The following is a 16,339-nucleotide window of genomic DNA, read 5'->3' as shown; positions in this document are numbered from 1 at the left end:
TTCAACCTCCAAACAGGCGCTTGAGCAGGCCTGTCTTGGGTGTGTCCAGAAAACGCAGCGGCAGGCTTTCGCCCAGGAAGCGGCCAATCACGTCCTGATAGGCTTGCGCCACATCGGTTTCGGCCTTGTGAATCACCGGAATCCCTTCGTTGGAGGCTTGCAGCACGCTGGGCGATTCAGGCACCACCCCAATCAGCGGCACACACAGGATGTCGAGAATATTGTCTACTGACAGCATTTCGCCCTTGTCCACCCGGCCAGGCGCGTAGCGGGTGATCAGCAGGTGTTCCTTGATCGGGTCTTCGTTGTTTTCCGCCCGGCGGGACTTGCTGGCCAGAATACCCAATATCCGGTCGGAATCGCGCACCGACGAGACTTCCGGGTTGGTCACAATCAGCGCTTCGTCAGCGTAGTACAGCGCCATCAGCGCGCCGCTTTCGATGCCGGCAGGCGAATCGCAGATGATGTATTCAAAGTCGTTGGCCAGCTCGCTGAGCACCTCGCCCACGCCTTCTTTGGTCAGCGCGTCCTTGTCGCGGGTTTGCGAGGCCGGCAGCACGTAAAGGTTGTCGCAGTGCTTGTCCTTGATCAGCGCCTGATTGAGCTTGGCTTCCTTGTTGATCACATTGATCAGGTCGTACACCACCCGGCGTTCGCAGCCCATGATCAGATCCAGGTTACGCAGGCCGACGTCAAAGTCGATCACCACGGTCCGGTGTCCACGCAGGGCCAGTCCGGCTGCAAAGCTGGCGCTGGTGGTGGTTTTACCCACGCCGCCTTTACCCGACGTCACTACAATAATTTTTGCCACGGTATTTTCCTGAACGTTGAACGTTTCTATTTTGATAGTGGCTCAAGCCCCAAGCGGGGCCAGCACCAGTTTGCTGCCATCCAGAAAAATCTGGACAGCGCGCCCACGCAAGGTGGGGGGCAGCTCGTCTTCCAGTGTGCGGTACACCCCAGCCACCGACACCAGCTCGGCAGACAGCTGCTGGGCAAAAATCCGTGCGCTGGCATTGCCGCGCGCGCCTGCCAGCGCCCGCCCGCGCATGGGGGCATAAATATGAATATTGCCGTCGGCAATCAGCTCGGCTCCGGAACTGACTGCCGCCAGCACCACCAGATCGCCATCGCGGGCGTACACCTGCTGGCCAGCGCGCACCGGTCGGTCGATCACCAGGGTTTTGCAGCACGGGCTATCCGGCGTGGCTGGGCTGGTGTCGGCCACGGGCGTGGGCTCTGCCGGGGCCGGGCTGACCTCGGCTACTGCCGGGGCCGGCGCTTGCGTTGTGACCGGCGCGGGCGCGGGCGGGCGCTCCAGCTTGGCCGGAAACCAGTTCCAGCCCAGCGCCTGCGCCTGCTCACCCACACTTGGGTGGGCGTGGCGCACCCCGATGATGCGCACCCCTTGTTCGTGCAGGATGCGATACAGCTCAGGCAGGGTATTCATCACCCCTTCATCCAGGTTGGACAAATCCAGCAAAAAGGGTTCACCGGCAAAGGTTTTTGGCCGGCGCGCCAGGCGCGAGCCCAGTTCGTGATGGATTTGTGCCGGGTCCGCTGAGCGCAGCAGGATGGACAGCACATCCACTGACGCCGACTTGATGTCCAGCACGGCAAGCGATTGCGGGGCGGTTACGACGTGGGAAGGTGCTCCCAGGGCAGAAACACCGACAGTATCTGGCATGGCGTTAATCTCCAGTGGCCGCTTCGGGGCGCTGGCAACAGAAGTCCGGGCTGAACCTGGTGCTGAACAACATAAGCATGGTGCCTTTATCTCGGTCATCGTTGAGTGTGCCACAGCACATTGCTTAGGCAGTAATCGCAGGCGGGATTGCCACCTTATTGAGCGTATGAAATACCGCTGCAGGGGCCTGGCTGGCGTGGTGCAGGTGCGCCGCGGACCCCGCATGACGGGCTGGGATGACCATTATTCAAGGCGAGTGTACCCGCACCAATTGTGCGCTTCAAGGCGGTTGGCGCGCGTGGGGGCAGATTCCAGCGGGCGGCAGGAGAAAAACCGGCACCGTCTTGCCGCAAAGCGGGCCTGGCTGCCGGCGGGCCATCCGGCATGAGGCAGATGGACGTGGCGTGTGGCATTTTCTGCCCACTGGCCTGGCAAAGATGTCGTAAAGGGTCCGGTCTTGCTACGGAGGGAGGGCAAAGTGGCGTATGCTAGCTGTGTTGCACAAAACCATGGTCATGTGAAGAATAATTGTGACCAACTGTTACGAGCAGGTAAAAATACAATGAAAAATAGCTACTTGCCCCATGTTGCAATGCAACAAAATGCTTGACGAACCGTTCTGGGTTAGGTAATCTTCATTCCAGGATGTTGCAACGCAGCATCTGAAGCCAACCCAGGCGGACAGGCAGCAGACGGCGGTACCTTCGCCCAGGCACATCCACCGGTAGAGCGAAGACAACACCAAACCTTGACCACGCGAAAGGAAGCACCATGTTCAACAACAACGAGCAACTGAAAACCCTGAGCCAAGCCCAATTCGACAAGGCTGTGCGCCTGTCCAATATCGTGCTGGCCAGCGCCGAGCGCTTCGCCAACCTGCATCTGGAACTGTCCAAGAAGCTGCTGGCCGAACAAGCCGCGACCACCAAGGCCCTGGTGGAAATGAAAGACCCGAAAGCCGTGCTGGAATTCCAGGCTGGCCTGGCTCAGCCGGGCATCGACCAAGCTTTCTCGGTGGCCCGCTCGGTATACGACGCAGCCATCCAGACCCAAAACGAAATTCAATCGTTTGTTGAAGAGCAAGTGCTGGAATTCAACAAGCAACTGTGCGCCAACCTGGACAAAGTGTCCAAGAACGCACCGGCAGGTTCCGAAGTGGCCATCAACGCCGTCAAGAACATGCTGACCTCGGCTACCGCCGCTTACGACAACGTGACCCGCACCGCGAAAAAAGTGGGTACCGAACTGGCTGAAGCCGGTGCTGAAGCTGCTGCCAACTCGGCCAAGGCTGCCAGCGCTGCTGTCGCCCGCACCACCAACACGGTGACCAACACCGTGGCTGGCAAGAAGTAATCAGGCAGGACGCTGAGTCAAGGTTGCGGCACCTGCGCGGGTGCCGCTGGCCTGACCTGCAACCGGGTTGCATGCTGCAAGTGGATGGCTGGGCTGCACTGAAATCGTCCCCGGCATGGCCCGTATAGAATTTCGCCCCATGGCACTATGCTGATGGGGCTTTGTTTTGTCTGCTGTCCGGCAAAACACCAACAGCCCCGACGGGATGACCCTCGGGGCTGTGTTGCGTTGGGGGGGGGCGTGCTCCGAACCGGCGTTCAGGCGCGCAGCGCGCGCGCGGCATCCAGGGCAAAGTAGGTCAGAATCCCATCCGCGCCAGCGCGCTTGAACGCCAGCAGGCTTTCCAGCATGCAGGCGCGTTCGTCCAGCCAGCCATTCAGGCTGGCGGCCTTGAGCATGGCGTATTCGCCAGATACCTGATAGGCAAAGGTGGGCACGCCAAACTGGTCTTTCACCCGGCGAATCACGTCCAGATACGGCAGGCCCGGTTTCACCATCACCAGATCCGCACCCTCGGCCAGGTCCATGGCCACTTCGTACAGCGCTTCATCACTATTGCCGGGGTCCATCTGATAGGTTTTTTTATCCGCCTTGCCCAGATTGCCGGCAGAGCCCACCGCATCGCGGAACGGGCCGTAGAACGACGAGGCGTATTTGGCCGCGTAGCTGAAAATCCGGGTGTGAATATGGCCATGCGCCTCCAGCGCCTGACGCAGCGCGCCAATGCGGCCATCCATCATGTCCGAGGGGGCCACCATGTCCACCCCGGCTTCTGCATGGCACAAGGCCTGCTTGACCAGAATCTCGGTGGTGATGTCGTTGAGCACATAGCCATTGGCGTCGATCACCCCGTCCTGGCCATGGCTGGTGTAGGGGTCGAGCGCGCCGTCGGTGATGATGCCCAGCTGGGGAAACTCGCGCTTGAGCGTGCGCACCACGGTGGGGACCAGCCCGTCCGGGTTGCACGCCTCCATGCCGTCCAGCGTCTTGCCGGACTCGATCACCGGAAACAGCGCCAGCGCCGGAATGCCCAGCCTGACCGCTTCTTCGGCGGTGGCCAGCAGCTTGTCCAGGCTCTGGCGCACCACGCCGGGCATCGACACGATGGCTTCTTCGCGCTGGCTGCCTTCCAGCACAAATACCGGGTAGATCAGGTCATCCACCGTCAGCGTGTGTTCACGCATCAGCCGGCGGGAAAAATCATCACGGCGCATGCGGCGCATGCGGGTGGCGGGAAAGGTACGGGCAACAGGGGTCATGATAGACAGGATTTCCGCAACGTAAGGTCTGAGTTAAGCAGGAGGGGGCGTGTTTCCCGGCAAGGGAAACACGCCCGGCGCAAGGGGCACGCGGACTACACCCAGTAGCTGGTTTTTTTCATCACCTGCGAAGTCAAATGCATCAGTCCCTTCACCGGCAGCGGCAGCTTGGCCGCGCCCAGCGCATGGGCGGTTTCGGCGTGGCGCACTTCATCGTCGCGCATCTGGGTGACAATCGCCCGGCTTTTGGCGTCCTGCGCTGGCAGGGTTTCCAGATGCTCGTTCAGGTGTGCTTCCACCTGGTACTCGGTTTCTTCCAGAAAGCCCAGGTTCCATTTATCGCCCAGCAGGCCGGCGGTCACGCCCATTGCCAGTGAACCGACGTACCACACCGGGTTGAACACGCTCTTGTGCCCGCCCAGTTCGGCAATGCGCCGTTCGGTCCAGGCCAGGTGTTCGGTTTCTTCCCATGCCGCTTCTTTCAGCGCCTCGCGCGCCACCGGGTCGCGCGCGGTCAGCGCCTGGCCCTGATACAACGCCTGGGCACACACTTCGCCACAGTGGTTGATGCGCATCAGGCCCAGCGCGTGGCGGCGCTCGGCATCGTTCAGCTCGGCGTCTTCCAGCCCGTCATCCGGGTAGGCCCGCAGCGTGGAAGCCGGCGCCAGCAGCGTGCGCAGGCCTTTATCGAATTCGGTGATCAGCTGGTCAAGCATGGTGTTTCACTTTCTCCACAAAGGACGCCACGATTATACCCCTGCCCCCTGCGCGTGAGGCAGCAGCTGTTATATAATCATGCCGGATTTTTACCCATAACTACTGACTACATACTGGAGAGCCCCCATGAATCTGGACCGCGTGCCCGCTGGCAAGGATGTGCCGAACGATTTCAACGTGATTATCGAAATCCCGGCCAATGGCGCCCCGATCAAGTACGAACTGGACAAGGACACCGGCGCTATGTTCGTTGACCGCTTCATGGGCACCGCCATGTTCTACCCGGCCAACTACGGCTACGTGCCGCAAACCCTGTCGGAAGACGGCGATCCGGTGGACGTGCTGGTGGTGACCCCGTTTGCCCTGCAAGTGGGCGTGGTGGTGCGTTGCCGCGCGCTGGGCGTGCTGAAGATGGAAGACGAATCGGGTATCGACGCCAAGCTGGTGGCCGTGCCGGTGGAAAAGCTCTGCCCGATGTACAAGGACGTACAAAAGCTGGAAGACCTGCCGGAACTGCTGCGCGCCCAGATCAGCCACTTCTTCGAGCACTACAAGGATCTGGAAAAGGGCAAGTGGGTCAAGGTTCAGGGCTGGGACGGCATCGAAGCCGCCAAGCAGGAACTGCTGGACGGCGTGGCCCGCTACCAGTAAGCACGGTTTGCCTGCCTGACCAAGCCAGCCAGCCGGCTGGCTTTTTCTTTTGCCCCTGCCCTCGACAGCGGCGCATTTCCAGCTACACTTGAACGTTATGAGCTCCTTCACCGATTTGAAGCACCTGAAGCAGGTGGTGGAAACGGCGCTGCTGACCGCGCAGGATCCCCTGTCGGTGCATGACCTGAAACGATTGTTTACCGAAACCCTGAGCAATGGGCTGATTGACGAACTGCTGAAAGAAATCCAGGCCGACTGGCAGGGGCGCGGCATTGAACTGGTCAAGCTGGCGTCCGGCTGGCGCTTTCGCGCCCGTGCCGAGTTTCAGCCCTATCTGGCCCGGCTTAACCCGGAAAAACCGCCGCGCTACTCGCGCGCGGTGATGGAAACCGTGGCCATCATTGCCTATCGCCAGCCGGTGACCCGTGGCGATATCGAAGCCATTCGTGGCGTCACCGTGTCCAGTTCGGTGATGCAGACCCTGAGTGAACGCGGCTGGATCGAAGTGATCGGCCACAAGGAAGTGCCCGGTCGCCCCGGCCTGTACGCTACCACCCGAAAATTTCTGGATGATCTGGGCCTGGCCAGTCTGAAAGACCTGCCTGCCCTGGTTGAACTGGGCTCCCTGATTGTCCCTGAGAAAGCAGAACAAGAACATGTCGAAACCGAAACCGAGTAATGCCGGCGGCGCACGCCAGCCGGTGGCCCGCACCCGCCGTGACCAGCCGCAAGCCCCGCGCAGTCCGCAGCAGGGACGTGGCCAGGCTGGCGGCCCGCCGCGCCATCCGTCTGACGCCTTTACCACCCGCAAACCCCGTCCGCCGGCAGGTCGCTCACCCGCTGCCAGCGCCGAAGGCCGCGACAGCCGGCCCCCGCGCCCTGGTGCCAAGCCGTTTGTCGCGCCCGGCTCTCGTCCGCCGGCAGACAGCCGAGCCCCGCGCGGTGACGGTTTCAGCCCGCGCCAGGACAGCCGAAGCCCGGACGGTTCGCGCCCGCCGCGCAGTGGCAAGCCGTTTGAGCCACGTCGCGACGGCGTGCCGACTGGCCATAGCCCGGATGGTGCGCGCCCGCCGCGCAGCGGCAAGCCGTTTGACTCGCGTCGCGACGGTGCGCCGGGTGGCCACAGCCCGGATGGCTCCCGTCCGCCGCGTAGCGGCAAGCCGTTTGACTCGCGTCGTGACGGCGCGCCGGGTGGCCACAGCCCGGATGGCTCCCGTCCGCCGCGTAGCGGCAAGCCGTTTGACTCGCGTCGCGATGGTGCCCCGACTGGCCACAGCCCGGACGGTTCACGCCCACCGCGCAGCGGCAAGCCGTTTGACTCGCGTCGTGACGGTGCATCGACTGGCCATAGCCCAGATGGCGCACGCCCACCGCGCAGCGGCAAGCCGTTTGAGCCACGTCGCGATGGTGCCCCGACTGGCCACAGCCCGGACGGTTCACGCCCGCCGCGCAGCAGCAAGCCGTTTGGAACCCGTGGCGGCCCAACGCCGCCGGCCCAGCGTCGTGACGCCGCCGCCCATCAGGTCAAGCCGCGCACCGTCCGCCCGCTGAGCGAAGAAGACACCAGCACAGTCCGTGCCCCGGCCCGCAGCCCGCGCCCGGCTGCTGGCGGCAAGCTGTATTTCACCCCGAGCAGCCGCCCGGCCAAGGTGCCGCGTGCGCGCAAGATGGCCCAGCGCCATGGCTCGCTGAAAGAAGAAAAAATCTCCCGCGAGCTGCGCGACAAGCGGGTGGACACCAAATACATGCCGGACATGCGCCTGCAAAAAGCCCTGGCACTGACCGGCATTGGCTCGCGCCGCGATATGGAAGAACAGATTGCTGCCGGCCTGGTGGAAGTGAATGGCAAGGTGGCCGAACTGGGCTGCAAGATTGGTCCGGACGACAAGGTGCGGATTCAGGGTCGGCAAATCTTCATCAAATGGCCTGACCGCCTGCCGCGCATCATCATTTACCACAAGCAGGAAGGCGAGATCGTCACCCGTGATGATCCGGAAGGTCGGGTCACCATTTTTGACCGCCTGCCGCAAACCCGCAGCAGCAAATGGGTGGCCGTGGGCCGGCTGGACGTGAACACCAGCGGGCTGATGATTGTCACCACCTCGGGCGAGCTGGCCAACCGGATGATGCACCCCAGCTTTGAAGTGGAGCGCGAATACGCGGTGCGCACCCTGGGCGAACTCACCCCGGAGCAAATGCAGCAGGCCACCCGTGGCGTGGCGCTGGATGATGGCGAAGCGCACTTTCAGCATATTTCCGAACAGGGTGGCGAAGGTGCCAACCGCTGGTATCGCGTGGTGCTGAAAGAAGGCCGCAACCGCGAAGTGCGCCGCCTGTTTGAATTCTTTGGCCTGACCGTCAGCCGGCTGATCCGCGTGCGCTTTGGCTCGCTGCACCTCCCGGCCCGGCTCAAGCGCGGCAAATTCCACGAGCTGGACGAAGTGGAAGTGGCACAAGTGATGAAATGGGCTGGCCTGTCGCTGACCGGCCAGCAAAAAGACTGAGGCCATGGGGCATTGCGCGCCCCACCTCGCCTGAAAGCCATCGACCATGAGCAAGGCCTTTACCCGAGAAACCGACAGTGACGCGGACGATGCCCTGCCCGCTGACCAGCAACTGCCGCAGTCGAGCAAGAACTACCTGACCCCGGCAGGCTGGCAGCGGATCAAGGACGAGCTGTATCACCTGGTGCACCGCGAACGCCCGGAAATCGTCAGCATCGTGTCCTGGGCCGCGTCCAATGGCGATCGTTCAGAAAACGGTGATTATCTGTACGGCAAAAAGCGCATGCGCGAGATCGACCGGCGCATCCGTTTTTTGACCAAGCGGCTGGAGCTGGCCGAAGTGGTGCATTCGGCTGGCCGCGACAGCGACCAGGTGTTTTTTGGTGCCACCGTGCTGCTGCTGCGTGGCAATGGCCAGGAACAGACGGTGTCGATTGTTGGCGTGGACGAGATTGACCTGCCGCGCAACCGCATCAGCTGGATTTCCCCGCTGGCGCGGGTGCTGCTCAAGGCACGCGAAGGCGATAGTGTGGTGCTGCGCGGGCCGGAGGGCGACGAGGATATCGAGATTCTGGAAGTGCGCTATGAGGTGCTGGATTGAGGTGCTGGATAAATCTGCGCCAGAGGTAAAAAAGCCTCCCTGCAAAGGGAGGCAGACAACCGCCAGTGTGCCCCCTGACGGCTGTAGGCCAGTGGATTGGCCTGGCCGGCGTGATGCACGCTGGCCGGGCCAAGCCGCCGACCCAAGGAAAACTCAAGCGGCGATGGCGTGCGCCAGGGCGTGCGCCAGCTTACTGGCTGTCAACAAACTGCTCACGCAGCGCGCGCTTGTTCAGCTTGCCCACGCTGGTGCGCGCCAGCGCATCAACAAAGCGGATATGTTCCGGCACCGCCCAACGGGAAATATGCCCCTGTTCGGCAAAGCCGAGCATATGCGCGCGCAAGTCTTCGGCGCTGGCGTTTTCGCCCGGTTTCAGCACCACCAGCGCCAGGGGGCGTTCGCCCCATTTGGCGTCGGGGATGGCAATCACCGCACATTCGCTGACTGCCGGGTGGCTGGTCAGCAGTGACTCCAGCTCCAGCGACGAAATCCACTCACCACCGGTCTTGATCACGTCTTTCAGCCGGTCGGTAATCTGCAGCACGCCGTGTTCATCCATCATGCCGATATCGTTGGTGTGCAAATAGCCGTCGGCCCACAGCTCGTCCGACGCTGCCGGATTGTGCAGATAGCCCTGGGTCAGCCACGGCGCGCGCACCACCACTTCGCCGGTACGGCTGCCGTTGTGCGGCAGGTCGGCCATCTGGTCGTCCACAATGCGCAGGTCCACCAGCGGAATCGCCTGGCCGGTCTTGATCCGCAACGGAATCTGCTCGGCTGCTGACAATTGCAGCTGGGCATGGGTCAGCCGCGACAGGCTCATGATCGGGCAGGTTTCCGACATGCCATAACCCACAAACACATCAATGCCACGGCTCAGCGCCTGTTCGCCCAGCCCCAGGGTCAGCGCCGAGCCGCCAATCACCATTTTCAGGCCAGTCAGATCCATGCTCTTGGCGCGTGGATGATTGAGCAGCATATGCAGAATCGTCGGCACACATTGCGAGAAGGTCACCTGCTCCTGCTCAATCAGCTTGAGCAGGGTGTCGGGCAGATAGCGGCCCGGATACACCTGCTTGATGCCCAGCAAGGTGGCGATATACGGAATGCCCCAGGCGTGCACATGGAACATCGGCGTAATCGGCATGTACACATCTTCACGGTGCAGCCGGCCATGTTCGGCGCTGCTGGCCAGGCCCAGCGCGGCAGACAGGCTGTGCAGCACCAGCTGGCGATGGCTGAAAAATACGCCTTTGGGCAGGCCGGTGGTGCCGGTGGTGTAAAAGGTGGTGGCGCGGGTGTTTTCGTCAAAATCCGGAAAGGCAAAACTGTCGGCACTGGCCGCCAGCAAGGCTTCGTATTCGCCGGCCAGATTCAGGCTGGCCGGGTCGATCGGCTCGCCGTCGTTAAGCAGGATCACCTGCTCAACCGATTCCAGCTGGGCGCGAATGTCGTTGAACACCGGCAGGAACTCGGCATTCAGCAGCAGCACCTTGGGTCGGGCGTGGTTCATGGTGTAGACGATCTGGTCTTCCGACAGGCGCACATTCACATTGAACAGCACGCTGCCCATCATCGGCACGGCAAAATAGCTTTCCAGATAACGGTGGCTGTCCCAGTCCATCACCGCCACGGTGTCGCCCATGGTCACCCCCAGCCCGGCCAGGGTATTGGCCAGACGCTGGATGCGCCGGTTGAAGTCGGCGTAGGTATAGCGAAAACGGTCAGCGTAAACAATTTCCTGGCTGCTGGCCTGGGTCAGCGTGGTGTGCAGCAGCTGCTTGATCAGCAGCGGGTAGCCATAGGCCTGGGCAGCGGCGTGGGCCGCGATGGTCAAACTCATGATAGGTTCAGCTCCTTGGCGCACCGTGCGGCAGGGCCGCACGGGCGGTCAAACACAATGGGGTCGGCTGGGCCGGGTTCAGAATACGTGGTTCATGCCAATCATCAGCGAACGCGGGTCAGCGCCCTTGCCGGCCACCAGCCCGGCGCTGGCGTTGTTCAGGTTGCCGGTGGACACAAAGTAATAGCCGGCGTTGGCCGCATTGAACAGGCGGGCATATTCAGCGTAGACCATGGTGCGCTTGGACAGGTGGTAACTGGCAATCAGGCTGATGAAGCGGGCATCGCTGTCTTCGGTGCTGGCCGACCCGGCCAGCGAGCTATGAATCTTGCCGGCGCGCCCCAGGCTCATGCCCACATACGCCGCCGGGCTGAGCGACTGCCCCAGGTGAGCCGCATAGGCCATGCGCCGCACCTTGCCGCCTTCCGGATAGCGGGTGGCCAGGTATTCCGCGCCCAGCCCGATCAGGGTGCCCTGATCAAAACGCCAGGCCGCCACCAGCTTGGCCGCGTCGGTGCGCATGCCGTCGTAGGCGGCACCGCTGGTGTTGGTCAGGCTGCCATTGCTGTCATTGGCGTGCAGATAGGCCAGATTGGCCACCAGCGGGCCTTTTTTGTAATCGGATTCGACCTGCCAGGCGCTTGGGCTGCCGTTGGCACCGCGTACTTCGCCGGTGGCGTAGCTCAGGCTGCCGCTCCAGCCATCCAGATTGGGCGTGTCATAGCGCAGCACATTCACCGCCCGGCCCCCCATCAGCGCGGCGGTGGCGCGGCGGCTGTTGCCTGGCGTCGGGTTGTAACCACCAAAGGTGCCAAACACCGACAGAATCGACCCGGCCAGGCCCGCGCCGATAATCCGGCTGTCCATGCCGGCAATATGCGAGGTCCAGTACATATCGTAGCGCCCGGCAATCATCCGCCCCCAGTCGCCCTTCAGGCCGACAAACGAATTGCGGTTGGCAAAGCCGCCGCAGCTGCCGCTACAGTTGTCCGGGTTGATGTCCTGTTCGACCTGCCAGACCGCTTTCAGCCCATTGCCGAGGTTTTCTTCGCCCTTGAAGCCGATATAGGACAGGTTGCTGGTCACCCGTTGCATCGGCGCAATGTCCTGGCCATTGCCTGCGCCCTTGGCGGCCACATGTTCCAGTGACAGGTTGACCTTGCCGTAAATGGTGGTGTCGGCCAGTGCCGACACACTGGCGCAGGCCGCTGCGATGGCGGCCAGCCGGAAAATGGCTTGCATGGTAATTTCTCCCTTGTGGTTTTTTGTTGTCGCCGCATTGCACGGCGCGCCGTGCTATTGCAAGGGCGGGGCCATGTGCGACCAGTGGCTTGATCTGCAAGGGATTTTTATTTGGAAGATGGGGGAATGTGCGGTTTTGGCTTGGTCAAGCCGGGCGAAAGGCGCGCAGGCTGTCAGCTAGGCTGGACGGCGTGGGAGGGTTTAGGCTAAGTGTTTGATTAATTGATGTTTTATTTGTCTCGATAGTGAGACGGTTTGTCTGGAAATCAAGACGGCGCAGGAGGGGCCACAAAAGCTGCGCCGGTGATTCACTCAACTACACCCAAACCCCCGCACTTTATCCAGATCCAGCAAGGTAATATCGCGACCATTCACCGTCAGCAGGCCGGCGTCGCTCAGTTGGTGCAGCACCCGCGAAAAGGTTTCCGGGGTGAGATTGAGCCGTGAGGCAATCAGGTTTTTGTTCACCGGCAGGGTGACCACCTGTTGCAGGCCGTGTTCCGGGTCGGTGCATTGCAGCAGGTAGCCCAGCACACGCTGGGTGGAGCTTTCAATCGAGTAGCGTTCAACATCGCGGATCAGGCTGTGCAGGCGCATCGACAGGCCGGCCAGCAGGCGGCGGGCAAAGGCCGGGTCTGTGCTCATGGCCTGGTCTATCGAGCGGGCGTCCACTTGCAGCAGCAGGCCATCTTCCAGAAACTGCGCCATCACCGGGCAGGGGGTGCCCAGAAACATCACCGCTTCGGCAAAGCTCTGGCCGGGATGGATGATTTCAATCACTTTCTCGGTGCCTTGCGCCGAGGTGATGGCCAGCTTGACCCGGCCATACACCACCAGATACAGGCCGTCGCACGGGTCGCCGCGATGAAAGATCACCTGGCCTTTTTGTCCGCGCACTTCGCGGGTGGCGGGCAGCAAGGCCTGAATCTGGGCATCGCTGAGTTGGTGGAACATCGGCTGGTGGTGCAGCAGGGCGGCGATGTCGATCTGGCTCATGGCTTAATCCGTCAGCACGCGCCCGGTTTGGGCGCAATGCTGCATGGTAGCGTGCCAGGCGGGGGGCGTCACTTGGCCGGATGGCTTACAGGGCAATCGCATCACCGCTGGCCGGTCAGCCATCACGGCCTGGGCGGTTCATCGCCGCTTGTGTGTGGCGGCTCATTGTGGCGGAAGAGGGGTAGCGGGGAATCCACGCTCAGTGCCGGGTGTCGCCAAATACCTCATCCAGCGATTTGGCCTCCAGCACCCGGTCGCCCCAGGTTTCCAGCTGGGCCGGCGTGGCAGCGGCAATATTGGCCAGCTGCGTGGCCGACAGCACACCGAAACGGCGGGTCAACAGTCGTTGCAGCAATAAGGCTTCACCCTGTTGCATCCCCTGCTGAATACCTTGCTGCATCCCCTGAAGAATACCCTGCTCCATCCCCTTGGCAATCGCCTGCGCTTCCCAGCGGTCAATATTGGTTTCCAGCATATCCATCCCTTTCGTCAATTCTTCGGCATCGGGCACGGCCAGTCCGGGCATTTTGCTCTGCAGCCGGTGTTTTATCCAGCGCGTCACCACCCGGTCGATGCGCTGCTTGAATGGCGATTGGGCAATCGCTTGGGCAAGACAACGGATGGCTTGCTTGGCCGCTGCGCTATCTGGCGTGTGCTCGAAGCGAAAGATGGCCGCTACCACGCGCTGCGTGTCTTCCAGCTCGGCAGCGGGGAATGCCCCTTCGTCCAGTAGCCAGAATTTCAGCCGGGGCTGAAAGGCTTTCAGCACCTGCGGATGGACGCGAATCAGATCGTAGAGTTCGCTGCTTTGCCGCCAGCGGGCGTCGCCGTTATACAGCACGATGGGCAATACCGGGGGCAGCCCTTCGGCGGGATTGACTGCCTTGCTGCGCAGCAGATGATCGTACAGCGCGGCCACATATTGCAGCATGCGCGCCGGCATGGTGTCGTCTGGGGTGGATTGGAATTCCAGCAGCAGATACAAGTAAATCCGCCGTCCCTGCAACTCCACCGACCAGACAAGATCATCCGCCCGAGGCTTCATCGCCGGGGTGACGTAGTTGCCGTTTTCTAGCCGCAAGGTGGTGTAATCCAACAAAGCAGACACCCCCGGCGGGGCAAAAGCTTCCAGCAGTTCCTGCACCAGTTCGGCGTGGGAAAACAGGTATTTATAACCGTTGTCGTGGAGGTGTGCCATGACGGCAGTGTAGCGTGGCGGATGGGTGGGCTCAAGCTGCTGCTGTGCTCGTTTCGGCAGGGATGCACGCCCGGCAACACCACCAGGGGGCTTACACCACCCCGGACGCACTCAGCGCGGCCTGGGCAAATGCCACATCCTGCGCTTCACTGCCGCCGGAAACGCCAATGGCCCCCAGCCGCTGGCCGTCGTGGTATACCGGCAGGCCACCGCCAAATCCGATAAAGCGTGGGCGCTGGTTCAGGCCATGGCGCAATAGCGACGGGCGCTCGGCCAGCCGGGCCTGCCAGTCGCCGGTGGGAAAGCCAAAGCTGACGGCGGTAAATGCCTTGTCCAGGGCAATGTCCAGCGAATGCAAGGGCGCGCCGGGCATGCGTTTGGCCACCAGGGTGTGGCCGGCGTGGTCAACCACCGCCACGCAAATGGCCACGCCAGCTTGCTGGGCGGCGTGAATGGCCTGGCTGGCCAGCGTGTCGGCGCTGTCCAGCGGCAGCGAGGCAAACAGGAGTGGGGTCATGGTTGTACTTGTCTGGTGGTTAAGCGCGACGCTAAGCGAGCCGCCGTCCCGCCGCCGGGCCATCATGGCCTGCCGGCTACACCCGATACTGCCCGACTACCGCCGCCATGTCATCGGCCAGTTGCGCCAGCTGCGCGGCGGTGGCTTCCGTGCTGGCGGCCAGTTCGGTGTTGTGCTGCGACATATCGGCAATCTGCGCAATATCGCGCGAGATGGCATGGTTGGCGGTTTTTTGCGCGCTGACTGCCTGGGCGATATTGTCCACCACGCTGGCAATCTGCTCGGCGCTGCTGCCAATATGGTGCATGGCCTGGTTGGCCTGGCGTGCGCCGGCCACGCTGCTGTCCACTTGGTCCACTGCGCTGTCGATCACGCTGACGGTCTGGCTGGCGCTGCTGCGCATGGCGCTGAGGGTCTGGCCGATTTCATCGGTGGATAGCGCGGTGCGCTCGGCCAGCTTGCGCACTTCGTCGGCCACCACGGCAAAGCCGCGCCCTTGTTCACCGGCGCGGGCGGCTTCAATCGCGGCATTGAGCGCCAGCAGATTGGTTTGTGCCGCCACCTCACCAATGACCGTCAGCACGCTATTGATGCTGGCGCTGCGTTCATCCAGCTGGCGCACCTGCGCCGACGAGGTGTTGACGGTGGCGGCCAGGCTGTGGATGGCGTCGGCAGTGTGTTCCATCATGCTTTCGCTGTGGCGCGCTTGCTGCAGCGCAGTGGCGGAGAGCTGGCGGGCGTGATCGGCTGAATCTGCCACCTGGCTGGCCGATGCACCCAGCTGCTGCACCGTGTCGGTAATCTGCCGGGCCGCCTGGCTTTGTGTGCGCGAGGCTGTGGACAAGTGCCCGGCAATCTGCGCCATGGTGCTGGCGCTGCCGGCCAGGTCGGCGGCCTGGGTGTGGATATGGCGGAAACTGGCCTGCAATTTGTCCAGCAGCGCATTCAGTGCCTGGCTGGTCTGGCCCACTTCGTCGCGGCCAGTCACTGGCAGGCGCAGGGTAAAGTCCAGCCGTTGTTCCACGGTGTTGAACAGGGTGAGCATCTGCCGCAACGAGCGGGTTACGCCGCGATGCACCAGCACGCCCAGCGCCACGGTGGACAGCACCGCCAGCACAATTTGCGACCACAGCAGGCGCAGGCCAAAGTGATGATCTGCCTGCGATGCGGCCCCATGCTGCTGCGCCTGCGTTTCCTTGTAACGCACATGTTCGCCAAGGGTGCTGGCCAGCTGGTCGATCATCGGCTTGTTTTCTTGCGCTAGCCCGGTGGCGGCATCGTCCATATTGCGCTGCGACAGGGCGATGATTTGATCGGCCATGAAAAAATACTCCTTGAGCAGCGCGGCGCTATGGTCCAGGTAGCGTTGTTCCTGGGCATCGCTGACCAGTGGCTGATAAGCCGCCAGTTGATGGGCGAGCGAGCGCCGGAGCGTGGCCAGCTGTTGTTCATTGGCAGTCATGCTGGCCGGGTCGGTGAGCAGGATGTGGTAGAGCAGGGTGATGCGCACCTGGGTGAAGTCGCTTTGCAGCTGGTGCACGGCGCGGATGGCCGGGATGATGCGCTGGTTGGTCTGGTTCAGGCTTTGCTCCATCTTGCCCATTTGATCCAGCGCCACGCCGCCGACAATCAGCAGGCTGCCCACCGCCAGCGCAATCAGGAGCAGCAGTTTCTTGCCAATGCTCAGGTGCAGCCTCATGGTGTCTCCTCGTGAGGGTTTTGTGGTTAGATTGCTAATTTGTTAGTAATTGTGTCAACACCACCCGGTCTG

Annotated in this window: 15 protein-coding genes; 5 read left to right on the top strand and 10 right to left on the bottom strand. The window is 62.3% G+C overall.

Annotated elements, in window-relative coordinates:
- Nucleotide 1: 1 nt before the first annotated feature.
- Both minD and minC read right to left on the bottom strand, forming a co-directional pair.
- Nucleotides 2-811 carry a septum site-determining protein MinD gene (minD, locus tag BXU06_RS11190; protein WP_077299562.1) on the bottom strand — a complete coding sequence of 270 codons (810 nt, stop codon included), beginning with the start codon at nucleotides 809-811 and terminating at the stop codon, nucleotides 2-4.
- 42 nt (nucleotides 812-853) lie between these two features.
- Complete coding sequence (minC, locus tag BXU06_RS11185; RefSeq protein ID WP_077299560.1) at nucleotides 854-1,687, bottom strand: septum site-determining protein MinC; 834 nt, start codon at nucleotides 1,685-1,687, stop codon at nucleotides 854-856.
- 771 nt (nucleotides 1,688-2,458) lie between these two features.
- Between minC and BXU06_RS11180 the strand changes: the two genes are divergently transcribed.
- Entirely contained in the window at nucleotides 2,459-3,040 is a 582-nt protein-coding gene (locus BXU06_RS11180) for a phasin family protein (RefSeq protein WP_077299558.1), read from the top strand.
- Nucleotides 3,041-3,297: 257 nt separating this feature from the next.
- On the opposite strand, the gene hemB is transcribed toward BXU06_RS11180, so the two are convergent.
- Both hemB and coq7 read right to left on the bottom strand, forming a co-directional pair.
- Nucleotides 3,298-4,299 carry a porphobilinogen synthase gene (gene hemB, locus BXU06_RS11175; RefSeq protein WP_077299556.1) on the bottom strand — a complete coding sequence of 334 codons (1,002 nt, stop codon included), beginning with the start codon at nucleotides 4,297-4,299 and terminating at the stop codon, nucleotides 3,298-3,300.
- Between the two features lie 95 nt (nucleotides 4,300-4,394).
- Nucleotides 4,395-5,015, bottom strand: coding sequence for a 2-polyprenyl-3-methyl-6-methoxy-1,4-benzoquinone monooxygenase (coq7, locus tag BXU06_RS11170; protein WP_077299554.1), 621 nt, complete (start codon nucleotides 5,013-5,015; stop codon nucleotides 4,395-4,397).
- 127 nt (nucleotides 5,016-5,142) lie between these two features.
- Here coq7 and ppa point away from each other — a divergent pair, with 127 nt between their 5' ends.
- From ppa to greB, 4 genes are all read left to right on the top strand, one after another.
- Nucleotides 5,143-5,667: an inorganic diphosphatase gene (gene ppa, locus BXU06_RS11165; RefSeq protein WP_077299552.1), complete on the top strand. Its 525-nt coding sequence runs from the start codon at nucleotides 5,143-5,145 to the stop codon at nucleotides 5,665-5,667.
- 97 nt (nucleotides 5,668-5,764) lie between these two features.
- Nucleotides 5,765-6,346 (top strand): SMC-Scp complex subunit ScpB, encoded by a 582-nt coding sequence (gene scpB / locus BXU06_RS11160; RefSeq protein WP_077299550.1) that lies wholly within the window; start codon nucleotides 5,765-5,767, stop codon nucleotides 6,344-6,346.
- The gene (gene rluB / locus BXU06_RS18550; protein WP_150125179.1) at nucleotides 6,324-8,171 is read left to right on the top strand and encodes a 23S rRNA pseudouridine(2605) synthase RluB; all 1,848 of its coding nucleotides are present in this window, start codon (nucleotides 6,324-6,326) and stop codon (nucleotides 8,169-8,171) included. Before scpB ends, rluB begins: the two co-directional genes overlap by 23 nt.
- A gap of 46 nt (nucleotides 8,172-8,217) precedes the next feature.
- On the top strand, nucleotides 8,218-8,772 hold the full coding sequence (greB, locus tag BXU06_RS11150; RefSeq protein WP_077299548.1) for a transcription elongation factor GreB: 555 nt from the start codon (nucleotides 8,218-8,220) through the stop codon (nucleotides 8,770-8,772).
- Nucleotides 8,773-8,962: 190 nt separating this feature from the next.
- On the opposite strand, the gene BXU06_RS11145 is transcribed toward greB, so the two are convergent.
- From BXU06_RS11145 to BXU06_RS11115, 6 genes are all read right to left on the bottom strand, one after another.
- Nucleotides 8,963-10,615 (bottom strand): fatty acid--CoA ligase, encoded by a 1,653-nt coding sequence (locus tag BXU06_RS11145; protein ID WP_077299546.1) that lies wholly within the window; start codon nucleotides 10,613-10,615, stop codon nucleotides 8,963-8,965.
- A 78-nt stretch (nucleotides 10,616-10,693) separates the two neighbouring features.
- Nucleotides 10,694-11,857, bottom strand: coding sequence for a porin (locus BXU06_RS11140; RefSeq protein ID WP_077299544.1), 1,164 nt, complete (start codon nucleotides 11,855-11,857; stop codon nucleotides 10,694-10,696).
- Between the two features lie 312 nt (nucleotides 11,858-12,169).
- Nucleotides 12,170-12,853 carry a Crp/Fnr family transcriptional regulator gene (locus BXU06_RS11130; RefSeq protein WP_077299540.1) on the bottom strand — a complete coding sequence of 228 codons (684 nt, stop codon included), beginning with the start codon at nucleotides 12,851-12,853 and terminating at the stop codon, nucleotides 12,170-12,172.
- A 199-nt stretch (nucleotides 12,854-13,052) separates the two neighbouring features.
- A complete protein-coding gene (locus BXU06_RS11125) occupies nucleotides 13,053-14,051 on the bottom strand; it encodes an Rpn family recombination-promoting nuclease/putative transposase (protein WP_077299538.1) in 999 nt (332 codons plus the stop codon).
- Between the two features lie 91 nt (nucleotides 14,052-14,142).
- Nucleotides 14,143-14,568: a heme-binding protein gene (locus tag BXU06_RS11120; protein WP_077299536.1), complete on the bottom strand. Its 426-nt coding sequence runs from the start codon at nucleotides 14,566-14,568 to the stop codon at nucleotides 14,143-14,145.
- A gap of 76 nt (nucleotides 14,569-14,644) precedes the next feature.
- Nucleotides 14,645-16,267: a methyl-accepting chemotaxis protein gene (locus BXU06_RS11115; protein WP_077299535.1), complete on the bottom strand. Its 1,623-nt coding sequence runs from the start codon at nucleotides 16,265-16,267 to the stop codon at nucleotides 14,645-14,647.
- Between the last annotated feature and the right edge of the window lie 72 nt (nucleotides 16,268-16,339).

Origin of the sequence: Aquaspirillum sp. LM1 (assembly GCF_002002905.1) — a bacterium.
Lineage (GTDB): Bacteria > Pseudomonadota > Gammaproteobacteria > Burkholderiales > Aquaspirillaceae > Rivihabitans.
The sequence above is the reverse complement of the archived record's forward strand: the minus strand, read 5'-3'. Positions and strand labels throughout refer to the sequence as shown.